At 61.2% G+C, this 20,467-nt stretch carries 19 protein-coding genes and 1 pseudogene; 10 read left to right on the top strand and 10 right to left on the bottom strand.

Annotated features, from left to right (window positions below; translation table 11 throughout):
• Nucleotides 1–190 precede the first annotated feature (190 nt).
• Complete coding sequence (locus GH665_RS34335) at nt 191–1,207, bottom strand: LacI family DNA-binding transcriptional regulator (protein ID WP_153141520.1); 1,017 nt, start codon at nt 1,205–1,207, stop codon at nt 191–193.
• A gap of 206 nt (nt 1,208–1,413) precedes the next feature.
• On the opposite strand from GH665_RS34335, the gene GH665_RS34330 reads away from it, so the two are divergent.
• The 7 genes and pseudogenes from GH665_RS34330 to GH665_RS34300 all read left to right on the top strand — a co-directional run bounded on the left by GH665_RS34330 (nt 1,414) and on the right by GH665_RS34300 (nt 8,895).
• The gene (locus GH665_RS34330) at nt 1,414–2,553 is read left to right on the top strand and encodes an ABC transporter ATP-binding protein (RefSeq protein WP_153141519.1); all 1,140 of its coding nucleotides are present in this window, start codon (nt 1,414–1,416) and stop codon (nt 2,551–2,553) included.
• Between the two features lie 85 nt (nt 2,554–2,638).
• Nucleotides 2,639–3,892: an ABC transporter substrate-binding protein gene (locus GH665_RS34325; RefSeq protein ID WP_153141518.1), complete on the top strand. Its 1,254-nt coding sequence runs from the start codon at nt 2,639–2,641 to the stop codon at nt 3,890–3,892.
• 64 nt (nt 3,893–3,956) lie between these two features.
• Nucleotides 3,957–4,862 carry a carbohydrate ABC transporter permease gene (locus tag GH665_RS34320; protein WP_153141517.1) on the top strand — a complete coding sequence of 302 codons (906 nt, stop codon included), beginning with the start codon at nt 3,957–3,959 and terminating at the stop codon, nt 4,860–4,862.
• Between the two features lie 19 nt (nt 4,863–4,881).
• Nucleotides 4,882–5,733 carry a carbohydrate ABC transporter permease gene (locus tag GH665_RS34315; RefSeq protein WP_054039330.1) on the top strand — a complete coding sequence of 284 codons (852 nt, stop codon included), beginning with the start codon at nt 4,882–4,884 and terminating at the stop codon, nt 5,731–5,733.
• A gap of 42 nt (nt 5,734–5,775) precedes the next feature.
• The gene (locus GH665_RS34310) at nt 5,776–7,740 is read left to right on the top strand and encodes a beta-galactosidase (protein WP_153141516.1); all 1,965 of its coding nucleotides are present in this window, start codon (nt 5,776–5,778) and stop codon (nt 7,738–7,740) included.
• A gap of 20 nt (nt 7,741–7,760) precedes the next feature.
• A pseudogene (locus GH665_RS34305) lies at nt 7,761–7,979 on the top strand (glycosyl hydrolase 53 family protein); the annotation flags it as partial.
• A gap of 187 nt (nt 7,980–8,166) precedes the next feature.
• Nucleotides 8,167–8,895: a hypothetical protein gene (locus GH665_RS34300; protein WP_153141515.1), complete on the top strand. Its 729-nt coding sequence runs from the start codon at nt 8,167–8,169 to the stop codon at nt 8,893–8,895.
• Nucleotides 8,896–8,970: 75 nt separating this feature from the next.
• Here GH665_RS34300 and GH665_RS34295 read toward each other — a convergent pair whose 3' ends face one another.
• The 6 genes from GH665_RS34295 to GH665_RS34270 form a co-directional block, all read right to left on the bottom strand.
• Nucleotides 8,971–9,300, bottom strand: a complete 330-nt coding sequence (locus tag GH665_RS34295; RefSeq protein ID WP_153141514.1) for a hypothetical protein — start codon at nt 9,298–9,300, stop codon at nt 8,971–8,973.
• Between the two features lie 139 nt (nt 9,301–9,439).
• On the bottom strand, nt 9,440–10,798 hold the full coding sequence (locus GH665_RS34290; protein WP_153141513.1) for an MFS transporter: 1,359 nt from the start codon (nt 10,796–10,798) through the stop codon (nt 9,440–9,442).
• Nucleotides 10,799–10,876: 78 nt separating this feature from the next.
• On the bottom strand, nt 10,877–12,097 hold the full coding sequence (locus tag GH665_RS34285) for a porin (RefSeq protein ID WP_246216460.1): 1,221 nt from the start codon (nt 12,095–12,097) through the stop codon (nt 10,877–10,879).
• 316 nt (nt 12,098–12,413) lie between these two features.
• Entirely contained in the window at nt 12,414–12,758 is a 345-nt protein-coding gene (locus tag GH665_RS34280) for a cupin domain-containing protein (protein WP_153142441.1), read from the bottom strand.
• Nucleotides 12,759–12,817: 59 nt separating this feature from the next.
• Nucleotides 12,818–13,807: a M14 family metallopeptidase gene (locus GH665_RS34275; protein ID WP_153141512.1), complete on the bottom strand. Its 990-nt coding sequence runs from the start codon at nt 13,805–13,807 to the stop codon at nt 12,818–12,820.
• 37 nt (nt 13,808–13,844) lie between these two features.
• Nucleotides 13,845–14,927 (bottom strand): tartrate dehydrogenase, encoded by a 1,083-nt coding sequence (locus GH665_RS34270; protein ID WP_153141511.1) that lies wholly within the window; start codon nt 14,925–14,927, stop codon nt 13,845–13,847.
• Nucleotides 14,928–15,050: 123 nt separating this feature from the next.
• Here GH665_RS34270 and GH665_RS34265 point away from each other — a divergent pair, with 123 nt between their 5' ends.
• Nucleotides 15,051–15,992, top strand: coding sequence for a LysR substrate-binding domain-containing protein (locus tag GH665_RS34265; protein ID WP_153141510.1), 942 nt, complete (start codon nt 15,051–15,053; stop codon nt 15,990–15,992).
• A 56-nt stretch (nt 15,993–16,048) separates the two neighbouring features.
• On the opposite strand, the gene GH665_RS34260 is transcribed toward GH665_RS34265, so the two are convergent.
• Both GH665_RS34260 and GH665_RS34255 read right to left on the bottom strand, forming a co-directional pair.
• Nucleotides 16,049–16,753 carry a response regulator gene (locus GH665_RS34260; protein ID WP_153141509.1) on the bottom strand — a complete coding sequence of 235 codons (705 nt, stop codon included), beginning with the start codon at nt 16,751–16,753 and terminating at the stop codon, nt 16,049–16,051.
• 4 nt (nt 16,754–16,757) lie between these two features.
• The gene (locus tag GH665_RS34255; protein ID WP_246216459.1) at nt 16,758–18,512 is read right to left on the bottom strand and encodes an ATP-binding protein; all 1,755 of its coding nucleotides are present in this window, start codon (nt 18,510–18,512) and stop codon (nt 16,758–16,760) included.
• 175 nt (nt 18,513–18,687) lie between these two features.
• On the opposite strand from GH665_RS34255, the gene GH665_RS39725 reads away from it, so the two are divergent.
• Both GH665_RS39725 and GH665_RS34245 read left to right on the top strand, forming a co-directional pair.
• A complete protein-coding gene (locus GH665_RS39725) occupies nt 18,688–19,050 on the top strand; it encodes a DUF2866 domain-containing protein (protein WP_425496063.1) in 363 nt (120 codons plus the stop codon).
• A 146-nt stretch (nt 19,051–19,196) separates the two neighbouring features.
• A complete protein-coding gene (locus GH665_RS34245) occupies nt 19,197–19,550 on the top strand; it encodes a hypothetical protein (protein ID WP_153141508.1) in 354 nt (117 codons plus the stop codon).
• On the opposite strand, the gene GH665_RS34240 is transcribed toward GH665_RS34245, so the two are convergent.
• Nucleotides 19,524–20,291 (bottom strand): winged helix-turn-helix domain-containing protein, encoded by a 768-nt coding sequence (locus GH665_RS34240; RefSeq protein ID WP_153141507.1) that lies wholly within the window; start codon nt 20,289–20,291, stop codon nt 19,524–19,526. The two genes, GH665_RS34245 and GH665_RS34240, sit on opposite strands and share 27 nt — an antisense overlap.
• Between the last annotated feature and the right edge of the window lie 176 nt (nt 20,292–20,467).

Raw genomic sequence — 20,467 nt, 5'->3', positions numbered from 1 at the left:
CTGCATGTCTCCTCCGTTTGATTGTCGACGCGGTGTGCGTCGAAGGCGGTCCATGGAATCGCCATCAACCTCGGGATCCATTCAGACGCCGTTGTCTCGAGCGGCTTATTTTAAGTGTTTGCCGCAAACTGTAAACGGAATGAAGCGGATTTGTTGGGTTTGAGCCTGCGGGCGCGGTTAAAGCGCTACGTCAACTCATGCGCCGCGGCCCCGTCGATGCCCGCACGATGAGTTGCGGCGGCGGCGCCAGCACCATCGGCGGTTGTTGTTCGGGCGTCTGGATCAACCGGATCAGACTTTCGATCGACAACTCCGCGACGCTCGCTGTCTGGATCGCCACCGTGGTCAACGCGGGGTGCACCTGATGCGCCAGTTGAATATCCGTAATGCCGATCACCGACACGTCGTTCGGCACCGATCGGCCCAGAGTGATCAGCGCCTGGGCCGCACCGATCGCCAGCAGATCGTTGGTCGCGAAGATCGCGGTGAGCTGAGGGCGGTTCGCCATCAACTGCATGCAGGCGGCGTAGCCGGCGTCGATCGAGTCGCGGATCTGCAATATCGCGGCGGCGGCGGTTTCGATGCCGGCCTCGCGCATCACCGCCCGGAAGCCGTTGGAGCGCGCATCCTGCAAGCCGCCGCAACCGTCGCCGATCAGGAGGCCAATCTCGCGATGACCCAGTTCAAGCAGATGCCGCGCGGCCAACGCGCCCGCATGGGCAAAATCCACGGCAATGCAGGGCAGCGCGGGCGGCGTCTCCGGGTGCTCCCACATCGCCAGCAAGATCGGCGCGCTGTGCATGGCTGACGCGCACAATTCGTTGAACTTGATATCCGTGTTCATCACGAGGACACCGTCCGCGAGCGTGCCGGCGATCTGGTTCAGATACGCACGGCCGACCTCCGCATCATCGTCAGTATTGCAAACCATCAGGAAGTATCCCGCTTTGCGTGCCGCCCGCTCGGCGGCCAGTACGAACTCGGGGTAGAACGGGTTCGATATGTTCGACAGCATCAAGGCCAGAGTCGACGAACGGCCCTCCGCCAGTGCGCGTGCGTTCAGGTTGGGCCGGTAGCCGAGATCGGCGATGGCCTTCAGGACGCGTTCGGCAGTCTCCGGGCGGACTTTTTCGCGGTTGCGCAGCACATTGGAAACGGTGGCGGCGGTGACGTGCGCGCGCTTCGCTACTTCGGAAAGGGTGACCATATTCTCTTTATCCCATATTCAGGGAATGCGATTCAAATGTTGCAAGCGGCGAGCGACGTTGATAACTTTCTGGAAAACACAACGGAGACATCTATCCATGAGCTTCTTCCCCGAGATCGAATTTAAGCGATTAAATGCCTGCGGCACAAGAGCTGGCCGTTTATTTTTCACAAAAATTTAAGCGGTTAAATCGCGCAGAGAGCAGCATGACTACGATTCGTCTTACCAATGTGCAAAAGTCGTACGGCGACCATCCGCCGGTAATCCGGCGCGTGAATCTCGAGATCGCGCAGCACGAGTTCTGCGTATTTCTGGGACCTTCGGGTTGCGGCAAGTCGACCTTGCTGAGAATGATCGCCGGTCTCGAGGACCTGAGCGAAGGCGAGTTGCATATTGGCGGCCGCCTCGTGAACGACGTGCCCGCTGCCGCGCGCGGCGTGGCGATGGTGTTCCAGAGCTACGCGCTGTTTCCGCACATGACCGTGTTTGACAACATGGCGTTCGGTCTGAAACTCGCGAAGCAACCCAAGGACGTTATCGAGCAGAAGGTGCGGGAAGCCGCGCGCATTCTGCAACTGGACAGCTTGCTTGATCGTTATCCGAAAGCGCTCTCTGGCGGCCAGCGGCAGCGTGTTGCGATCGGCCGGGCGATCGTGCGTGAACCCGGTGTGTTCCTGTTCGACGAACCGCTGTCGAATCTCGACGCCGCGTTGCGCGGTCAGACGCGTGTCGAAATCGCCCGCTTGCATCAGCGCTTCGCGAACGCGAGCGTGGTCTATGTGACCCACGATCAGGTCGAAGCGATGACGCTGGCCGACCGAATCGTGCTGCTGCACGCGGGTGCGGACGCGGAACGCTTCGGCAGCATTGCGCAGACCGGCGCGCCGCTCGAGTTGTATCACCATCCGAGGTCGCGCTTTGTGGCGGGCTTCATCGGTTCGCCGCGCATGAATTTCATCGACGCGGTGGTTGATTCGATCGAAGCGGGCAGCGTAGCCGTCACGCTGACGAAAAGCGGTGAGCGGTTGATCGCGCATGTCGACGGTGAGCGTCTTCAGCGCGGTCAGCCGGTCACGCTCGGCGTGCGCCCGGAACATCTGCGTCTCTCGGGCGACGAGCAAGCCATTCGGTGCGTTACGGTGCTATCGGAGCGCCTCGGCGAGCACAGCTATATTCACGCCGATCATGCGGGCGGCACGCTCATCGCCAAGGCTGCGGGCGATACGCCGATTGGTTCGGGCGAGCGCATCTGCATTCACGTTCCGCCTTCCGCGTGTCATCTGTTCGATGCCGAAGGCGTTGCATTGCGACGCAGCACGTTCGAGCCCGAGCGCGTTGCCGCCTGATCGAAACCCCTATTCCGCCACAGAGCGGGTAAATCGTCTGGCAGCGGCTCGCTGTCAGCCAACAAGGTAGTCAAGGAGACATAAGATGATTTCTCTTCGCCTTCGCCGTTTGGCACACGCGTCGATCGCGGCCGCTGTGGTGGCCGGCGCACTCAGTTGCGCCATGGCCGACGCGGCCACGCTGAACGTCAATGTATCGGCGCGCGGCAATCAGCGCTCGACCTGGCAGGACGCGTTCGACAAGTTCAAGAAAGCCAATCCCGACGTCGATCTCAAGGTGACCTACATCACCGAGGAAGCGTACAAGGTGCAGATGAGCGGCTGGCTCGCCACCGATCCGCCGGATGTCGTGTCGTGGCACGACGGCGAGCGCATGGCGTATTACGCGCAACGCGGTCTGCTCGAAGACCTGTCGCCGGACTGGAGCAAGAACGGCTGGTCGCAGCAGTATGCGTCGGTGAAGGAAGCCTCGACGTATCAGGGTAAGCAGTACGCCGCGCCGCTGGGTTACGACGCGTACGGCTTCTTCTATCGCAAGGATCTTTTCGAGAAGGCCGGCATCAAGGGCGAGCCGAAAACGTGGGATGAATTTCTCGACGCCTGCAAGAAGCTGAAGGCAAGCGGTGTTGCACCGATTGCCGTTGCCGCGCGCGATAGCTGGACGCTCGCGGCCTGGTTCGACTATCTCGATCTGCGCATCAACGGCAATGGATTCCATCAACAGTTGATGTCTGGTGAAATTCCCTACACCGATCCGCGCGTAAAAAAGGTCTACGCCGCTTGGAAGACGCTGATCGACGATCACTACTTCATCGACAACGCACTCTCTTACGACCTCGATTCGATCGCGCCTTTTCTCGTGAACGGCAAGGCGTCGATGATGCTGATGGGCACGTTCTTCTCGGCGAGCATTCCGGCATCGATCAAACCGCAGACCGGCTTCTTCCGCTTCCCGGTGATCGACGCGAACGTGCCGATGGCCGAGGACGGTCCGGTCAACGTCCTGCTGATTCCCGCCAAGGCAAGGAACAAGGCCGACGCCCGCAGGCTGCTCGCCTTCATGGAACGGCCGGAGATCAATGCCGATCTCGCGAAGGGCTGGGGAACGCTGCCGTCGAACAGTCTGGCGGCCGAACCTGACGATCCGATTTCGAAGGTCGGTTTCCAGACGCTCGCGAACACCAAGGGCGGCATTGCGCAGTTCTACGATCGCGACATGCAGAAGGAAATGGCCGACGAAGGCATGAAGGCGATGCAGCAGTTCTACAGCGATCCGTCACAACTCGACGCCGTGCTGGTTCGCCTCGAAGCGACCCGCAAGCGCATCTACAAGAAGTAAGCCCGGAGCGCCAGCACCGTTGCAACTGCTGGCGGCCGCCTTCGATCTCTGACGAGGCCCGATCATGTCTCATTCCGCAGCGCGCCGCCTACCCGCGGCGCGGCACCGGCACGTCTCTACGACGCGCCGTCATCAGCACCGCGCCGCATTGTTCTTCCTGCTGCCGGGTTGCGCGTTGTTTTGCCTGTGCGTGGTCTACCCGATTATCAGCAGCATATCGCTCAGCTTTTACAACTGGGACGGCATCACGCCGAAGACCTTCGTGGGCTTTGACAACTACGTCGAACTGTTCCATGCGGACACCTTCTATACGGCGCTTCAGAACAACCTGATCTGGCTCGCGCTGTTTCTGCTGGCGCCGCCGCTCGGCTTGCTGTTCGCGTTATATCTGAACCAGCACATCCGCGGCATGCGGGTCGTGAAGTCGCTGTTTTTCGCGCCGTTCGTGCTCTCGGGTGTGGTGGTCGGCCTCGTGTTCAGCTGGTTTTACGACCCTGGTTTCGGCTTGCTGCGGTTGATTGTGGGTCATGGCATTCCTGTGCTCGGCGATCCGCACACCGTCACCTTCGGCATTATCTTCGCCGCGCTCTGGCCACAGACACCGTTCTGCATGGTGCTTTATCTCACGGGGCTGACCGGCATCAATCCGGAGGTGGTCGAGGCGGCGCGCATGGAGGGGGCGAAAGGCGTGCGTCTGCTATGGCACGTGATTCTTCCGCAACTACGGCCTGCCACGTTCATGGCGGTGGTGCTCACCGTGATCGGCGCGCTGCGCAGCTTCGACCTGATCGCGGTGATGAGCGGCGGCGGCCCGTTCGACAGTTCAACCGTGCTCGCCTATTACATGTACGACCAGGCGATCAAGTACTACCGCGAAGGCTATTCCGCGGCGATTGCCGTTGTGCTGTTTGCCATCATGCTCGTCTACATCGTGTTCCATCTGCGCCGCATGCTGCGCGAAGAACACTGATTTCCAGGAGTCACGTGTCATGTATCCGCTTCCCGTAGAACGATGGAAACCGCTTAATCGCACCTTATACAAAGCCTCATTGCCCCTCGCGTTGCTGATCTGGCTACTGCCGATGCTGGCCGTGCTCGTCACGTCGATTCGCTCTTCGGATGAGTTGTCGCAAGGCGATTACTGGGGCTGGCCCAAGCATTTCGCGCTGATCGAAAACTACGGTACGGCGCTCACGCAAACGCCGATGCTTCACTACTTTGCCAATAGCGTGCTGATTACGGTGCCGTCGGTGATCGGCGCGATCGTGCTGGCGTCGATGGCGGGTTTTGCTTTGGCAACCTATCGGTTCCCCGGCAATACCGCCGTGCTGTTCGCATTCGTGGCCGGCAACTTCGTACCGATCCAGATTCTGATGATCCCGGTGCGCGACATGGCGCTGAAAGTGGGTCTTTTCAATAGCGTGTGGGCGCTGGTGATTTTTCATGTGTCGTTCCAGACCGGTTTTTGCACGCTATTTCTGCGCAACTTCATCAAGCAGTTGCCGTTCGAGATGATCGAGGCGGCGCGCGTGGAAGGGGCCAGCGAGTGGACGATCTACTGGCGCATCGTGCTGCCGCTGATCCGGCCCGCGCTCGCCGCGCTTGGCATTCTCGTCTTCACGTTTGTGTGGAACGACTACTTCTGGGCGCTGTGTCTCACGCAAGGCGACGAGGCCGCGCCGATCACCGTGGGCGTCGCCGCGCTCAAAGGCCAATGGACGACAGCATGGAATCTTGTCGCCGCCGGTTCGGTACTCGCCGCGTTGCCCTCGGTGCTGATGTTCTTCCTGATGCAGAAGCACTTCGTGGCCGGTCTGACGTTCGGTGCAAGCAAGGGCTGAGCTGATCGCCCGTTTGTCGTTACTTATTAGAGAGACTTTCTCATGCAACTTGGTGTTTGCTATTACCCGGAACAATGGCCGCGTTCGATGTGGGCCGACGACGCGAAACGTATGGTCGAACTCGGCATTATGCATGTGCGGATCGCTGAGTTCGCGTGGAGCCGGATGGAGCCGCGTGCCGGCGAATTCGACTGGGCATGGCTTGACGAAGCCGTTGAAACACTAGCCGCCGCGGGACTGAAACTCGTGCTGGGTACGCCGACAGCGTCGCCGCCGAAGTGGCTGATCGACGCCCACCCGGACGTGCTGCCGGTGCGTGCGGACGGCGTGCGCTGGAACTTCGGCTCGCGCCGTCACTACGATATTTCCAGTGAAGAATATCGACGCGAGTGCGTGCGTATCGTTGCGGTAATGGCGAAGCGTTATGGCCGGCATCCGTCGATCGTTGCGTGGCAGACCGATAACGAACTCGGTTGCCATGACACCGTGCCGAGCTATTCGCGCGCTGCATTGACGCGCTTTCAGACGTGGTTAAAACATCGTTACGAGAGCGTCGATGCATTAAACGAGGCATGGGGCAATGTGTTCTGGAGCATGGAGTACCCGTCGTTCGAAGCAATCGGGCTGCCTAACCTCACGCCCACCGACGCGAATCCGATCCATTTGCTCGATTTCCGCCGTTTCATGTCGGACGAGGTGGCGAGCTTTCATCGCGAGCAGATCGATGTTCTGCGTGAGCATGCGCCCGGTGCGGATCTGCTGCATAACTTCATGGGTTTTTTTGCGACCTTCGATCACTACCGTTTCGCTGAAGACAACGCGCTCGATGTCGCGGCCTGGGACAGCTATCCGATTGCGCGCACCGAATCGATCGCGCTGCCGGAAGAGCAGAAAGCGCGTTACGCACGCACCGCGCACCCTGACGTTTCCGCGTTCGATCATGACCGCTATCGCGCGATCGGCGCCGGCCGCTTCTGGGTGATGGAGCAGCAGGCCGGCCCGGTGAACTGGGCACCGTGGAATCCGGTGCCGGCGAAGGGCATGGTCAGACTGTGGGCTTACGAGGCGTTCGCGCATGGCGCGGAACTGGTGTCGTATTTCCGCTGGCGCCAGTGTCCGTATGCGCAGGAACAGATGCATTCCGGCCTCAATCTGCCCAACAACGAACTATCGCCCGGCGGCCTCGAAGTGCAACAGGCAGCGCGTGAAATTGCTTCGTCCGCGGCGCTGTCCGGACTCGGCGCGCCGGTACGCGCGGCTACCGCGATCGTGTTCGACTACGAGACGCAGTGGATGTTCGAGATTCAACGTCACGGCAAAAACTTCGACTATCAGACGCTGGCGTTCGACTACTATGAGGCACTGCGCGAGCTTGGCCTCGACGTCGATATCGTGTCGAGCAAGGCCGATCTTTCGTCCTACCGGCTGGTGGTGGTGCCGAGCATCGCCGTGATCGACGATGCGCTCGTCGAGCAGATCGAGCGGAGTTCTGCGCAATGGGTCTTTGGGCCGAGAAGCGGCTCGAAGACCCCGACGTTTGCCATTCCGCCGAGCTTGCCACCGGGCGCGTTGCAACGCGCTCTGCCGATGCAGGTGCTCGAAGTCGAAACGCTGCGCCCGACACTCACGCCGGCGGTTTCGATCGGCGATACGCAAGGTATCGCGATGCATTGGCGCGAGCACGTGCGTGCCAATGGCGAGACGACCGTCGATGCGCAATTCGACGATACGTGGCCGGCAATACTCACCCACGGCAGGGTTCGCTACGTGGCGGGCTGGTTATCGCACGGCTTGCATCGTGCGCTTGTGCAGCAGGCCGCGAAGGACGCCGGTATCGCAACGCAACGCCTGGCTGAAGGCTTGCGCCTGCGCCGGCGAGGCGATCTGACCTTCGCGTTCAATTTCGGCCCTGAGCCTGTGCAAGCGCCCGCACCGGCCAATGCGACGTTCGTGCTGGGGCAGGCACAGTTGAAAACTGGCGACGTTTGCGCGTGGAAGAACGCATAGCCCGCACACGTCAATCGCAAACACCGGCCGGCCAGGCGCAGTTTATCGGCGCGGTGACGGGCATCGTGAAGGCGATACCCGGCGGCCACGGCAAGGGGGTGTTCTGGTGGGAACCGGAATGGATTCCGACGCCGAATGTCGGTTGGAAAATCGGCGCGGACGATCAGTGGGACGACAACACGTTGTTCGATTTTCACGGGAACGCGTTGACGTCGCTGGATGCGTTTCGCAAGCGGTAACGCTTTTTCCCTAAAGTTTTTCCACAATACGCCGATAGCCAGCGGGGACCTGCTCCCGCTGCGTCGGCGCTACTCAATGTGGTCCTTTCAGGCGGTTTCCCGAAGAACGAACCTGCAACGGCCGATGCTGGTGCCGACGTGTCTGGCAGCGTAGTCCCGATCCGATAACATTGAAAATCAAAGGAAAATGGACAAACGCATATTCATCGACTGGATCGATGACAAAAAGATCAGTACCCGGATTCTGGTCATACTTCTGGTCGCGATCTACGTGGGCGCGCATTTCGGCCGGCCAGTGCCCTGGGTCGGCATGGCTGCGCTTCTGGGGTCGATCGTTCTCCCGTTCGCCATTTTCCTGATTTGGGTAATCGATTCAGACTGGATCGATCGTCTGCTGAAGCGCAGGTGGACGGCGATTCTTTTTGCTGGAGCGGTCGTTATATATGGAATATTCGCCAGGACGTTTTCCAACGATCTGCTCAACACCTATTTCAAAGTCGATCCAGGGTACTTTCCTGTGACGGGCATTTTTCTGACCACGGTCTACTTGCTGGTCGGAGTATTTCAGCCCTTGGTGATGTTCCCCATCTCGCTAGCGGTGGTGATGTTTGGCGGCATTTCATTGCTTGTCATTTTTATGTTGGACAATTGGTGCAAGCGCTTGAAGCGAGCAGCGTTATTGTGTCTATTCGCGGTTCTGGCCTCGGCATCTGGTCAAACCCTGGGCCTGCTTCAGAATGAACTTCCGCAATTGGCGGAGAGGGTTGCGTTGCGATCCGATTTCAACGACAACAACCGATGTACTGCCGACTGGCCGGCCCGTGTCGATAAGGTTCTATTCCTGAACGACGGCAATGTACTGGCACATCTCCCCGCGACTCAAAGCTATCAGGTACTCCCCTGCAATCCCCGCTAGCTTGCGCTTTTTCCCGGGATGCGGCTTCCCGCATCTGGATTATTGAGGGGCGAGAAGCCGCGCTGATTTCCGGGGTTAATGAGCCGCTGCCTGCGCCTTGTGCTGATCCGCACAGTCCGATGTGAACGCCATGCTGGCCTGATCGGGCGTCATATGCGGTGCGCCGGGGCGGTAGATCTTCTCGATGATGCCGTAGACCGCCTGGCGATCGGCTTCATTCTGGTAGTACTTTGCCGCCTGATCGAGCGCTTGCGCTTTGGTCTTCTTGTGTGCGCGCCACGACGCCACCTGAGCGGCGATATCGCCGATTGCAAAACATTGATTGCTGACTGTCTGGGCAACGGCTTCAACCGCAGGTTGAGCGAGGCCCAGGGCGAGCAGGGCCGATACAACTACGCGTTTCATTACTGGAATCCTGTCGTTAGATGGACGACGGCGCAAAAGCGGTGGTATTTCCCATCGCGGCAACCGCACGAATCAAATAACGGCGTAGTGTATCGGGAAGTGAGGCGCGGTGCTTTTCGCCCGCGCCTCTCGGACCTTTTCAATGCCCAAACGACTCCGCTTTCGCACCAGCCTCCGCCGCCACATGCGGGCGTGCCGCCTGTTTGATCAGCAAGGCCACGCACGAAATCAGACCCGCTACCGCGACCATCGCAAAGATGCCGCCGAACGTGAAGTGGCGACGCGTCAACTCCGCCACGAGGAACGAACCCGCGATCCCGCCGAAGCGGCCGATCCCCAGCATCCAGGCCACGCCCGTGCCGCGGCCCTGAGTCGGATAGAACGCCGCGGCAAGCGCCGGCATCGAAGATTGCGCGGTATTCATCAGTACGCCCGCCACGAACACGATGAACACCAGCGCGCCGACATTGCCGACCGCCTGGCCGATAAAGTACACGCTTACCGCGGTCAGCGCGTAGCAGGCCGCGATGATGCGGTTCGCGTTGAAGCGGTCCATCAGCACGCCGCACAGCACGGCGCCCACGCCGCCCAGCGGGAATAGTGCGGAAATCAGCGTCGCGCGTTGCGGCGTGAGTCCGGCGTCCTTCAGCAGAATCGGCATCCAGTTGATCGACGCATAGAAGATCACGAGACCCATGAAGTAGGCAATCCACAGCATTACCGAGCCGATGATGTACGACCGCGAGAGCACCACGCTCATGCCCTTGCCGCCGGTTTGCGGTGCGGTTTCGGTCATGACGAAGCTGCCGGCCTGCGCCGCTTCGCTCGAAATACGCGCCAGCGCCGCACGAATCCGTTCGAGCGGCTGGCTGTTGGCCACCATGTAGCGGACCGATTCCGGCATCTTCAGCACCAGCACAATCAGCAGCAACAGCGGCGTGATGCCGCCGAGCACCAGCACGCTGCGCCAGCCGAAGTGCGGAATCATCCACGCGGCGAGAAAGCCGCCGAAGGCCGCACCCAGCGGAAAACCGCAGAACATCAGATTGATCACGGTCGCGCGGCGGCGATCGGGGCAGTACTCACCCATCATCGTCACGGCATTCGGCATGGCCGCGCCGAGGCCGACGCCGGTGACGAAGCGCAGGATGGTCAGGTGTTCGATGCTGTTCGAGAACGCTGAAGCGAAGCAGGCCACACCGAACAGCAGCACCGAGCCGAGCAGCATCGAGCGCCGGCCGAGCCGGTCGGACAACGGCCCTGAGCCGAGTGCGCCACACGCGAGGCCGAACAGCGCCGCGCTGAGCACTGGCGCGAGCGCCGGCCTGGTGATGCCCCATTCGGAGATCAGCGACGGTGCAATGAAACCAATCGCCGCTGTGTCAAAACCGTCCAGCAGGACGATGATGAAACACATGAAAAAGATGAGCCACTGGAACGGCGAGAAGGGATGGTCGTTGATAAACGTTTGAACGTTCACGGCGGTGCTGCGGCTCATGTTGGTCTCCTCACTGCTGAATGCGGAAAGGCTTGCCGTCGCGGCAAGCCTTTCCTTTCTTTTACGATCGTACGCCGCTTAGAAGCGATGCACGATGCCTACGCCGGCAGCGAACTGGCTGCGCGACGACGACGGCGCGCTCTGGAAGCCGTCGCCGATGGTAGCGGTGGCCGTGATGACGTGGCCGGAGCCCGCCGTGCCGAGCGTGTTGCCGTTGGTGCGCTGGAACGCCTGCAGCGCATAGAGGCCGGTGCGCTTGGACAGTGCATAGTACTCGGACAGGTTGACCTGCTGGTATTGCGCCGAACTCGTGATGCCGTTCGCCTTCGTGGCGCGCGTGTAGCTGTAGCCGGTCGCGAAGTCCCATGCGGCCGTCGGCTTCCAGTGCAGCACGACGCCGGCCGTATTGAAGATCGCCGTATCGCGGAAGCTCGAGCCCACACCCGGAATGTACTGCACGTTCGAGTATGCCGCGGACACGTCCCAGCCGTTACCGAAGTTATAGCCGCCAGTGACCGCGAAGCGCTGCTGCGCCTGTGCCGTCTGATAGCCGTTGGTGACAGCCGAGACGCCCGGTTGCGTGCCGTTGTTCGACACGGTCGAATCCGCGCCGTACGCACCGCCGCCCGGCGTCGAATTGTTGATGCGCATGAAGCCGACTGCCACGCCGAGCGGACCGTTGAGGTACTGGATCGCGCCGCTCCACGTCGAGCCGCGGTTCAGGCTGCCCGGTACGCCGCCCACCGAATACGAACCGCTGAACGTGAAGCCGTACAGTTTCGGCGACGTATAGACCAGCGAATTGTTGGCGCGGTAGATCGTGTCGAGTGCGTCGACGTCGCCCGGGTGCGCGCCGTAGTAGCCGGTCAGCCACGTAGTCGGGCTATACGGCGACAGCAGCGTGTAGTACGCGGTGTATTGACGGCCCGCGGTGAAGGTACCGTAGGTCGGGTTCGTCACGCCGATCCAGGCCTGGCGGCCGAACATCGCGTTCGTATACTGCTGTGCGCCGGTGGTGGAATTGAAACCGGATTCCAGCTGGAAGATGGCCTTGGTGCCGCCACCGAGATCTTCTCCGCCCTTCAGGCCGAAGCGGCTGCCGGCCCACACGCCATTGATCATCTTGACGGCGGATTTACCGCCCGATGTGGAGCCGAGAGACGGCGCCTGGCTGGATTGATAGCCGATACCCGTATCCACGATACCGTACAGCGTGACACTGCTTTGTGCGAATGCGGGCGTGCTGGCCAGCGCTGCGATCGCGCAAGCGATCCGGGTCATTGTGATGTTGCGATTCATGCGGTGCTCTCCAATTCGACCTGCCTGACCTGCGAGAAGATCTGGGCGACCCGGTCGTCGAAATTTTTTTATCGGTGGTGTTCGTATATAGAACTACGATTCATTATACGAACAGGCGGCACTGTAAGCAGTTTGATAAGGAGGGGCAACGCGGGATTACCCGAGCATGTTGCAGATGTACGTCGAATTGGTGGGGCGGGCGCCGGAATGCCAGCGGATGCCGCGGCGCAAGCTGCGCCGGGCGTGGAACGCAAAGAAGGGAGCGGGGTAAGCAAGCGCCGGGCGGCGCCACTCAGGTCATTCTTTCAGGCGTTGCTTAAAAAATCACATAAACCTTTCGCATAGTCTCTTCGACTTCCCAAAGCCCCTCTGTATTGGCTTCGAAAAAGAGTGTGTCACCGCTTTCAAAATGGACGGTCTCTTCGTTATCGGGCGTGAAGCGGCCGCGCCCCGCGAGAAAGTGCATGACTTCGGCCTGCCTGATCGCGCGGCGGTACGTACCTGGCGTGCATTCGAAAATACCGGTGTCGACGGCTTCGCTGCCCTTGATGACGCGTTGCACGCCCGAGATATGTAGCGGCGTCGTGCCGGGCAGCCCTGCCGTGCCCCAGTCGTCGAGATTCTGCAGATTCACGCTTTGCTTGATGCTTTGTACCTTCATCTTCACGTTACCTTTTTGAATGTGCTTGAGCCGATTCATCGGCCACTCGTGTTTGTGTCTCAGGTCGTGCTTGCGCCGGTATTCGGCACGGTTCGTTCGATCTTGCCCAGCCGCACGACCGTGACCCCGGGCCGCAATTGCCGCAGCGACGGCATCACCAGCATGCAATTGTCGTAAGGCGTGACCACCGCTTCGCCGTTCGACCAGCCGATCACCGCGCCGGCATCCGGAAAGACTTCCAGGCCGGTATAGGGCGCCGCGAAACGGAAGTCCATGCTGGTCGCCACCACCGGCTGCGTGACGCGCACGATGTGCTGGGCAGGCGGCAGCGGTGCGAGCCAGCCGTCAGGCAGATCGGCTTCGTCGATCACGCCGGCCAGCAGCAGGAAGCGCGCGGTCGTGTCGCGCGCCACACCCACCGCGCTGCGTTCCCAGTGCTGGCCGCATTCGATCAGCAACGCGTTTTTCGCGCTATCCGCGCTGCCGAAACCTTCGTAATCGCGCATGCGGCGGCCTTCGGGATGGCCCTCGTCGCAGATCACCGTGGCGGGTGTGCCGAGCCGTACCGCAAGGTCGATGCCTTTTTGCAGCGGTCCCGCCACGATCAGCGGCTTGCATTTTTCATGCATCGAATGCAGATCGAGCAGCATGTCGACCGTGTCGATCACCGGGCGCATTTCGCGAGCGCGAGCCAGTTCGCTCGACGTGCGCGACGTATCGTCGAGTGCCGCCGCGGTCCATACGCGATTGAAGTCCTGATCGACGAAACGCGCCGCGTCGGGTTTCGCGGGATCGAAGCGCTGATAAGCGGCGACGTTCGCAAAGGCGAGCGTGAGGCGTCCACGACGCGGCCTTAACGCGCGGCGCAACAGTTCGTCGACGACGATCGCCCCGCACACTTCGTTGCCGTGCGTGAGCGCGGTGATCATCACATGCGGACCCGGTTCACCCGAGTCGAACGTATGAAGGTAGGCAATACCCGATGACGATTGTTCGTGAACCGAAATATCGGGGAATGCGACTTCGATGGGATAGGCTTCGGTGCTCATTCGAAAGTGACCTCGCAGAGGGTTGGGATCGACAGGCTCAGGCGAGTTTAGCCGCGATGGCCTGGCCAACTTCCGTAGTGTTCGCCTTGCCGCCGAGGTCGCCGGTATGCGGACCTTCGATCAGCGTTGCTTCGATCGCGGCGAGAATCGCGTCGTGCGCCTCGCGTTCCTTGCCCTCGTGATTGCCGAGGAAATCGAGCATCATCGCAGCCGACCAGATCATTGCAATCGGATTGGCGATGTTCTTGCCGGCAATGTCGGGCGCCGAACCGTGCACCGGTTCGAACAGCGAGGGAAACTTGCGGTCCGGATTCAGATTACCCGAGGGCGCAAGGCCGATCGTGCCCGTGCAGGCAGGGCCGAGATCGGAGAGGATGTCGCCGAACAGATTGGTGGCGACCACCACGTCGAAGCGGTCCGGGTTCAGCACGAAGCGCGCGCAGAGAATGTCGATGTGCTGCTTGTCCCACGTCACGTCCGGATACTGCGCTGCGATGCCGGCCGCGCATTTGTCCCACCACGGCATGCTGATCGCAATGCCGTTACTCTTGGTCGCCACGGTGATCTTCTTGCGTTCGCGCCGCTGCGCGAGATCGAATGCGAACTTCAGCACGCGCTCGCTGCCGTGCCGTGTGAACACGGATTCCTGCAGCACGAACTCACGCTCGGTGCCTTCGAACATCACGCCGCCCACCGACGAATATTCGCCCTCGGTATTTTCGCGCACGATCCAGAAATCGATGTCGCCCGCCTTGCGGCCCGCGAGCGGCGAAGGCACACCGGCGAAGAGGCGCGCAGGGCGCAGATTGATGTACTGATCGAATTCGCGGCGGAACTTCAGCAGCGAGCCCCACAGCGAGATATGGTCGGGCACCGTGTCGGGCCAGCCGACCGCGCCGAACAGAATCGCGTCGGCGGATTGCAATTGCGCTTTCCAGTCGTCCGGCATCATCTTGCCGTGCTTCGCGTAGTAGTCGCAGCTCGCCCATTCGATTTGCTGATACTCCAATTCGATACCGAAGCGTTTTTTTACCGTGTCCAGCACGCGAATCGCCTCAGGCATCACCTCGACACCGATGCCGTCGCCGGGTATGACCGCGATCCGATAGGTCTTTGCCATGTTCCTGCTCCTCCATTGGGACGTTTGAGTTTCGATAACGGTTATTTTATTCCTGCTGTTTACGCTTAAAATGACTGCTTTAGTTAAGCCACTGTGCACGAATCGTGTACAAACCAGCTGCCTATGAATGCCGTCCCGTCACCCGATCTCGGCGATTTGCGCGTGTTTTGCGAGGTGGCGCGCAAATCGAGTTTCAGCGCGGCGGCGGAGGCGCTGTCGGTCTCCCCGGCCTACGTCAGCAAACGCATCAATGTGCTCGAGACTACGCTCGGTACGCGCTTATTGCATCGTTCCACCCGGCGTGTAGCGATTACCGAGGCTGGTGAACGTGTCTACACGTGGGCCGAAAAGATTCTCGACGACGTCGACCAGCTGGTGGAAGACGTCTCCACCACGCGCCGCATTCCTGGCGGCAAGCTGCGCATTTCCAGCAGTTTCGGCTTCGGCCGCCGTTTCGTTGCGCCCGCGCTGGCCCGGTTCTCCGAGCGCTATCCGCAACTGAGCGTGCGGCTCGATCTGTTCGACCGTCTCGTCGACGTGGGTGGCGAGGGCTTCGACCTCGATATCCGTATCGGCGACGAGATCGCCCCGCATCTGATTGCCAAACGGCTCGCGTCGAATCATCGCGTACTGTGCGCGTCGCCCGGCTATCTCGCGCGGCACGGCACGCCGCGGCAAGTCGCCGATCTGTCCTCGCATGCGTGTCTCGCGATCAAGGAACGCGACCATCCCTTCGGTTTATGGCGCTTGACGGTGCGTGGCGAAGCGGCGTCGATCAAGGTCACAGGACCGTTGTCGACCAATCACGGCGAAGTGGCGGTGCAATGGGCGTTGGCCGGGCGCGGGATTGTGCTGCGTTCGATGTGGGACGTGCGGCCCTTGCTCGACAGCGGCCAGTTGCAGCAGATTCTTCCCGACGTCACGCAACCCGCGAACCTGTGGGCGGTGTACCCGGCGCGGCTCGCTCAGTCGGCGAAAGTGCGGGTGTGTGTCGACTTTCTGAGCGAGGAGTTCGCGCAATGGAGTCCGCCGCCTGACACAACGGTGGCGGGGCAAACGAGCTGAGTTCGAAAATCGGTGGCGGCGAATCAGGACGGCATCGAGGCATCCGCCCACATTGATCAGATTTCCAGACGGTAGCCCACGCCGTACACGGACGCGATCGGCTCGCTGTCAGGCCGGGCTCCTTGCAGCTTGCGGCGCAGGTTCTTGATATGGCTGTCGATGGTGCGGTCGGTGACCACCCGGTGATCCGCATAGAGATGACTCAGCAGATAGTCGCGCGAAAAAATGCGTCCCGGCGATTTCATCAGCAGTGCAAGGAGCCGCAGCTCAAGCGGCGTGAGCTTGAGTTCCTTGCCGTCGAGTAAGGCGAGATGAAACTGCTCGTCGACTTCCAGACCCTGCGGCGCTTGCGGCACGCCGTCCGCCGTCGCAACCGCTGCAGCAGGCGTGGCCCGGCGCAGGATCGCCTTGACGCGCGCCACCACTTCGCGTGGGCTGAACGGTTTGCAGACGTAATCGTCGGCACCGATCTCGAGACCCAGCAGACGGTCGATCTCGTCGATGCGCGCGGTCAGAATGATCACCGGCAATGCGGAAAATTGCCGTAGCTCGCGGCAGATATCCATGCCGTTGCGCCCGGGCAGCATGAGGTCGAGCAGCATCAGCGCGGGAGGCGTCGAGCGAATGAATGGCATTACCTGATGGCCGTCGTCGAGAATCGTGGTGGCGAAACCATCGAGGTGCAAATACGCTTCGAGCACGGCGGCGAGCTTGGGTTCATCCTCGACGATCAGGATGTGCGCGGGACGCCCATCGGTCATATTGTCAGTCTCCTTCCGGCGGAAAGCGCGCCGTGATCCAGACGCCGCCGAGCGGCGAGGCCGTGGCGCCGATAGTACCTCCGTGCGCCGTCACGATCGCATGGCACAACGAGAGGCCGAGGCCCGCGCCGCCGTTCTGACGGCTGCGCGATTCGTCCACGCGATAGAAGCGGTCGAACAGATGATCGAGCGCGGCTGCGGGTACACCGGGCAGCGAGTCCTGCACGTCGAGTTGCCAACCGCTGGCGCTTTGCGAAAGCGATACGTGGACCTGGCCGTCGGGATCGGTGTAACGCAATGAATTCAGCAGCAGGTTTTTCAGCAGTTGTACGAAACGCGCGGGGTCGACCGCGAATGTCGTGTCGGCGATTTCCGGTGTGCAGGTCAGCTCGAGCGCGATTCGTTTCGCCTTGAACGACTCCCGCATGGCCTCGATCGAAGCCCGCGCCAGTTGCCCGACGTGGGTCGGCGTCTTGCGATAGCTGAGTGCGCCGACGTCGCTCAGAGAAAGCTCGTAGAGATCTTCGATGAGCTTGTTGAGCATGTTCACTTCGGTTTGCAGCGAGGTGAGCGAATCGCGGTTGAACACGTGCACGCCGTCTTCGATGGCTTCCAGTTCGCCACGCAGCACCGCGAGCGGCGTGCGCAGCTCGTGTGAAATGTCCGCGATGAAATCGCGCCGCGAGCGCTCGGCTTTCTGCAGTGAGTCGGCCAGTACGTTGAAGTCGCCGGCCAGCCGGCCAAGCTCGTCGCGCCGGCCGGCCGGCACCCGGGTCGTATAGTCGCCGCCGGCGAGGCGATGGGTCGCGTTCATCAGGCGTTTGACCGGCGCGAGCACGATGCGCGCGAGTATCAGCGCGACCAGCGCGGCGAGCACGACAGCAACGCCCGCGATCTGCCAGGTCGAGCGCTTCTGCTGCGCCTGGAATGCGATGTCGGCCGCGTCCGAAAGGGTGTCGGGCCCGTTCACGGCGAGCCAGCCCACGACCTTGCCGCTGTAGATAACCGGTCTCATCGCACTGCCCGGGGGAGGCAACTGGCCAGTGCTTGCCACCAGTTCGTGGCTGGCGTCGTAGAGGGTGACAGGCGGCCCCTCGGGCGGCGTGTCGCGCGCTCCACCGTCATGCAGCGACGAGGCGCTGGGCGGCGGCAACGAGGGCAAAGGCGGCAAGGCGGCCGAAGGCGGTGCCCGGTCATAACGATTGTCGCCGCTCACGACACCGCTTGCCGACACACGGTCACGCTCCATGGCGATATCCGGATTGGGCGGCGGCGCCGACGGCAGGCGCATGCCCCAGTGCGGCGATTCGGACGGCCCTGAGAGCGGTCCGAGCAGTTGCTGAACGCTGCCGCTCCCGGGGAAGGTTCGCCAGCCGGGCAGTTTGCCTGTCTGCGCCGTGGCGAGTTCCTCGCGCAGCGCGTCGTGCGCGGCGCTGTCGAGCAGCGTGACCCACACGTCGGGATGGTCCCGCAGGAAATTCCAGTTGCCGTGGGCGGCGTATTCGCTCGTGACCTTCGCCATGACGGCTTTGATGCGCCCGGCGTTGCGCTCCCGGACATAGTGCAGGAAACCGTTTTCAAAGCTCACGCGCAGGGCGTAGCCCATTGTCAGGGAAATCGTGAGGCATGCGAGCAGTACCGCGAGGAACATTTTCCAGGTGATGCCAAAGCGCATATTGATCCGCTGCTGCTGCCGCACGCGCGAGAGAAGGGTCCCGAAAGGGCGGCCGGGACGAATTCGGATGGTTTCACTTTGCATGGCTGAATTCTAGATGAATGCCATGTCAATCCACCGTTACCGGTGAATCTCCACAACTTCTCCATCCTTTCTTCGTTGTGTCTGCGTGTTGTCTGAATATGATGGTACGGCACTTTTAAGCTGGCCTGACGCAGAGGCCATGTCCGGTGGTCAGTTCCGTTAGTGGAGCAATCTGATGCAAATGTCCTCATCTGTGAACCATGCCGCGCCGCGCGGTTTCCAACCTGGCCGCAAGACAGCCGCTGCTGCCGGCGTCCGTGGCAAGGCTGAAAACGGTGCTGGCGCGTCACGGCGACCAGACGTCGTGAAGATACGCGGTTGCCGCGTTTCGGCGCCGCTCATGCAACCGTGGGGCGAGTGCTGCCGGATTGTCGAGTGGATCAACCGCAACGGCGAGTACTCCTGCATTGCCGTGCGAGGCGCCGCGACCGTGGCCGAGATCAGGGAGCGTGTACGCGCACATCGCAACGGCCAGCGTCATACGCTCACGGACGACCCCACCACGCCCGCGAACCGCGTGCGCCTGCGGCGCGGTTGAGCGCGGCCTGACTTCGCTGTTGACCGCGCTGCCGGAAGCCGGTTGGTGCAGCAGGTCAGTGCAGCAGGTCGGTGCAGTGGGAAGGGATTGTAATTTAGCCAAAAAACTTCGGTGTCCTATGGCTGTCTGATTCACAAGACAAAACTTTGAGCGTTTCGTTTATGCGCATTCTCATACTCGTTCTGGCTGTGGTGTCGATCTGCTGCTTTTCGATCCGCCATGGTTTGCACCCGGAGAGCGTCAATGCCCTCTCCCGTGGTAATGGCAACGCTGCCGCAGCCGACACGGATGATCTGGGCGGGTGCTCTGCACGCGTCCACTATGCTTCGGGGTTCAGGCCCGTTGTTCCGGCTGATTTCCACTACGGATTCGGTGGTCTGCTGGCGGCGACCGGTGACCTGTATGACGATTATTTCGGCGACATCGACCTGGTCGACGTGATCGACGCCGCGATGACCTTGCCGATCACAAAGCTAGCCGTGGCGCAGGGCCGAAAATAGCGCGGTGTGGTTCGCATTGTCGCGCCTGCCGTGCGAGGGTAGCGGTTCCGGCGAGGGGACGAACATATAGCCTCGTCCGCGCAAGGTCTGAATGAACCGGGGGGCGGACGGATCGGCTTCTATCACGCCGCGCAGGCGGCAGACCGCAACATCGAGACTCGCCTTCTGGCTCTCCGCTCTGCCCAACTGGCTGTTGACCATTGAACGCGTCAAGATCCGCATCGGGTTGCTGGCGAACAGTTTGAGTAGCGCAAACTCCCCGGATTTCAGTGGAATCTCGCACCCGTTCTTCACCAGGCGGCGCGTAGCGAAATCTATCTGGTAACTGCCGAACGAAACTTTCTCGCGAATTTCCGGCGCATCGCAAAGCGAGCGGTTGGCGCGTTGCACGGCGCGCTTGATTCTCGCGGTCAATTCGTGCGGATCGATCGGGTCGACGATATAGTCGTCCGCACCCAATTCGAAAGCGACGATTTTGTCGACGATCTCGCCGGAGCTGCTCAGGACGAAGATCGGCATGTCGTAGCCCGCCAGACGCAACTGGCGGAGTGCCTCGCGCGCTTCGGTCATCGGCGACTCGGCCCGCAATAGAATCGCCGACGGACATTCCCGTTCCACCCGGCTCACAAGTTGAACCGCGCTATAGAGCACTGAAATCGCGATCTGATTCTTGTGAAGGTGAAAACGCAGCTGATCGCGGACCGCTTGATCCGGTTCCACGACGAGAAGGCTGATAGTCATCAATCTGCGTTACCTCCCAACCGGAATCCACGCGTGCGGTTCGTGCGATGTTCTCGTTCAGTCATTTCAATCATCCGCTGCTTCGGAACGACATATCGAACTCAGAAGCGGATCCCATACACGGTCGCCCTGATGATGAGCAGATCATAGGGTTCAATGTCGGAGCAACAATGGCG

Source organism: Paraburkholderia agricolaris (assembly GCF_009455635.1).
Lineage (GTDB): Bacteria > Pseudomonadota > Gammaproteobacteria > Burkholderiales > Burkholderiaceae > Paraburkholderia > Paraburkholderia agricolaris.
This window is presented reverse-complemented; position numbering and strand designations above follow the sequence as displayed.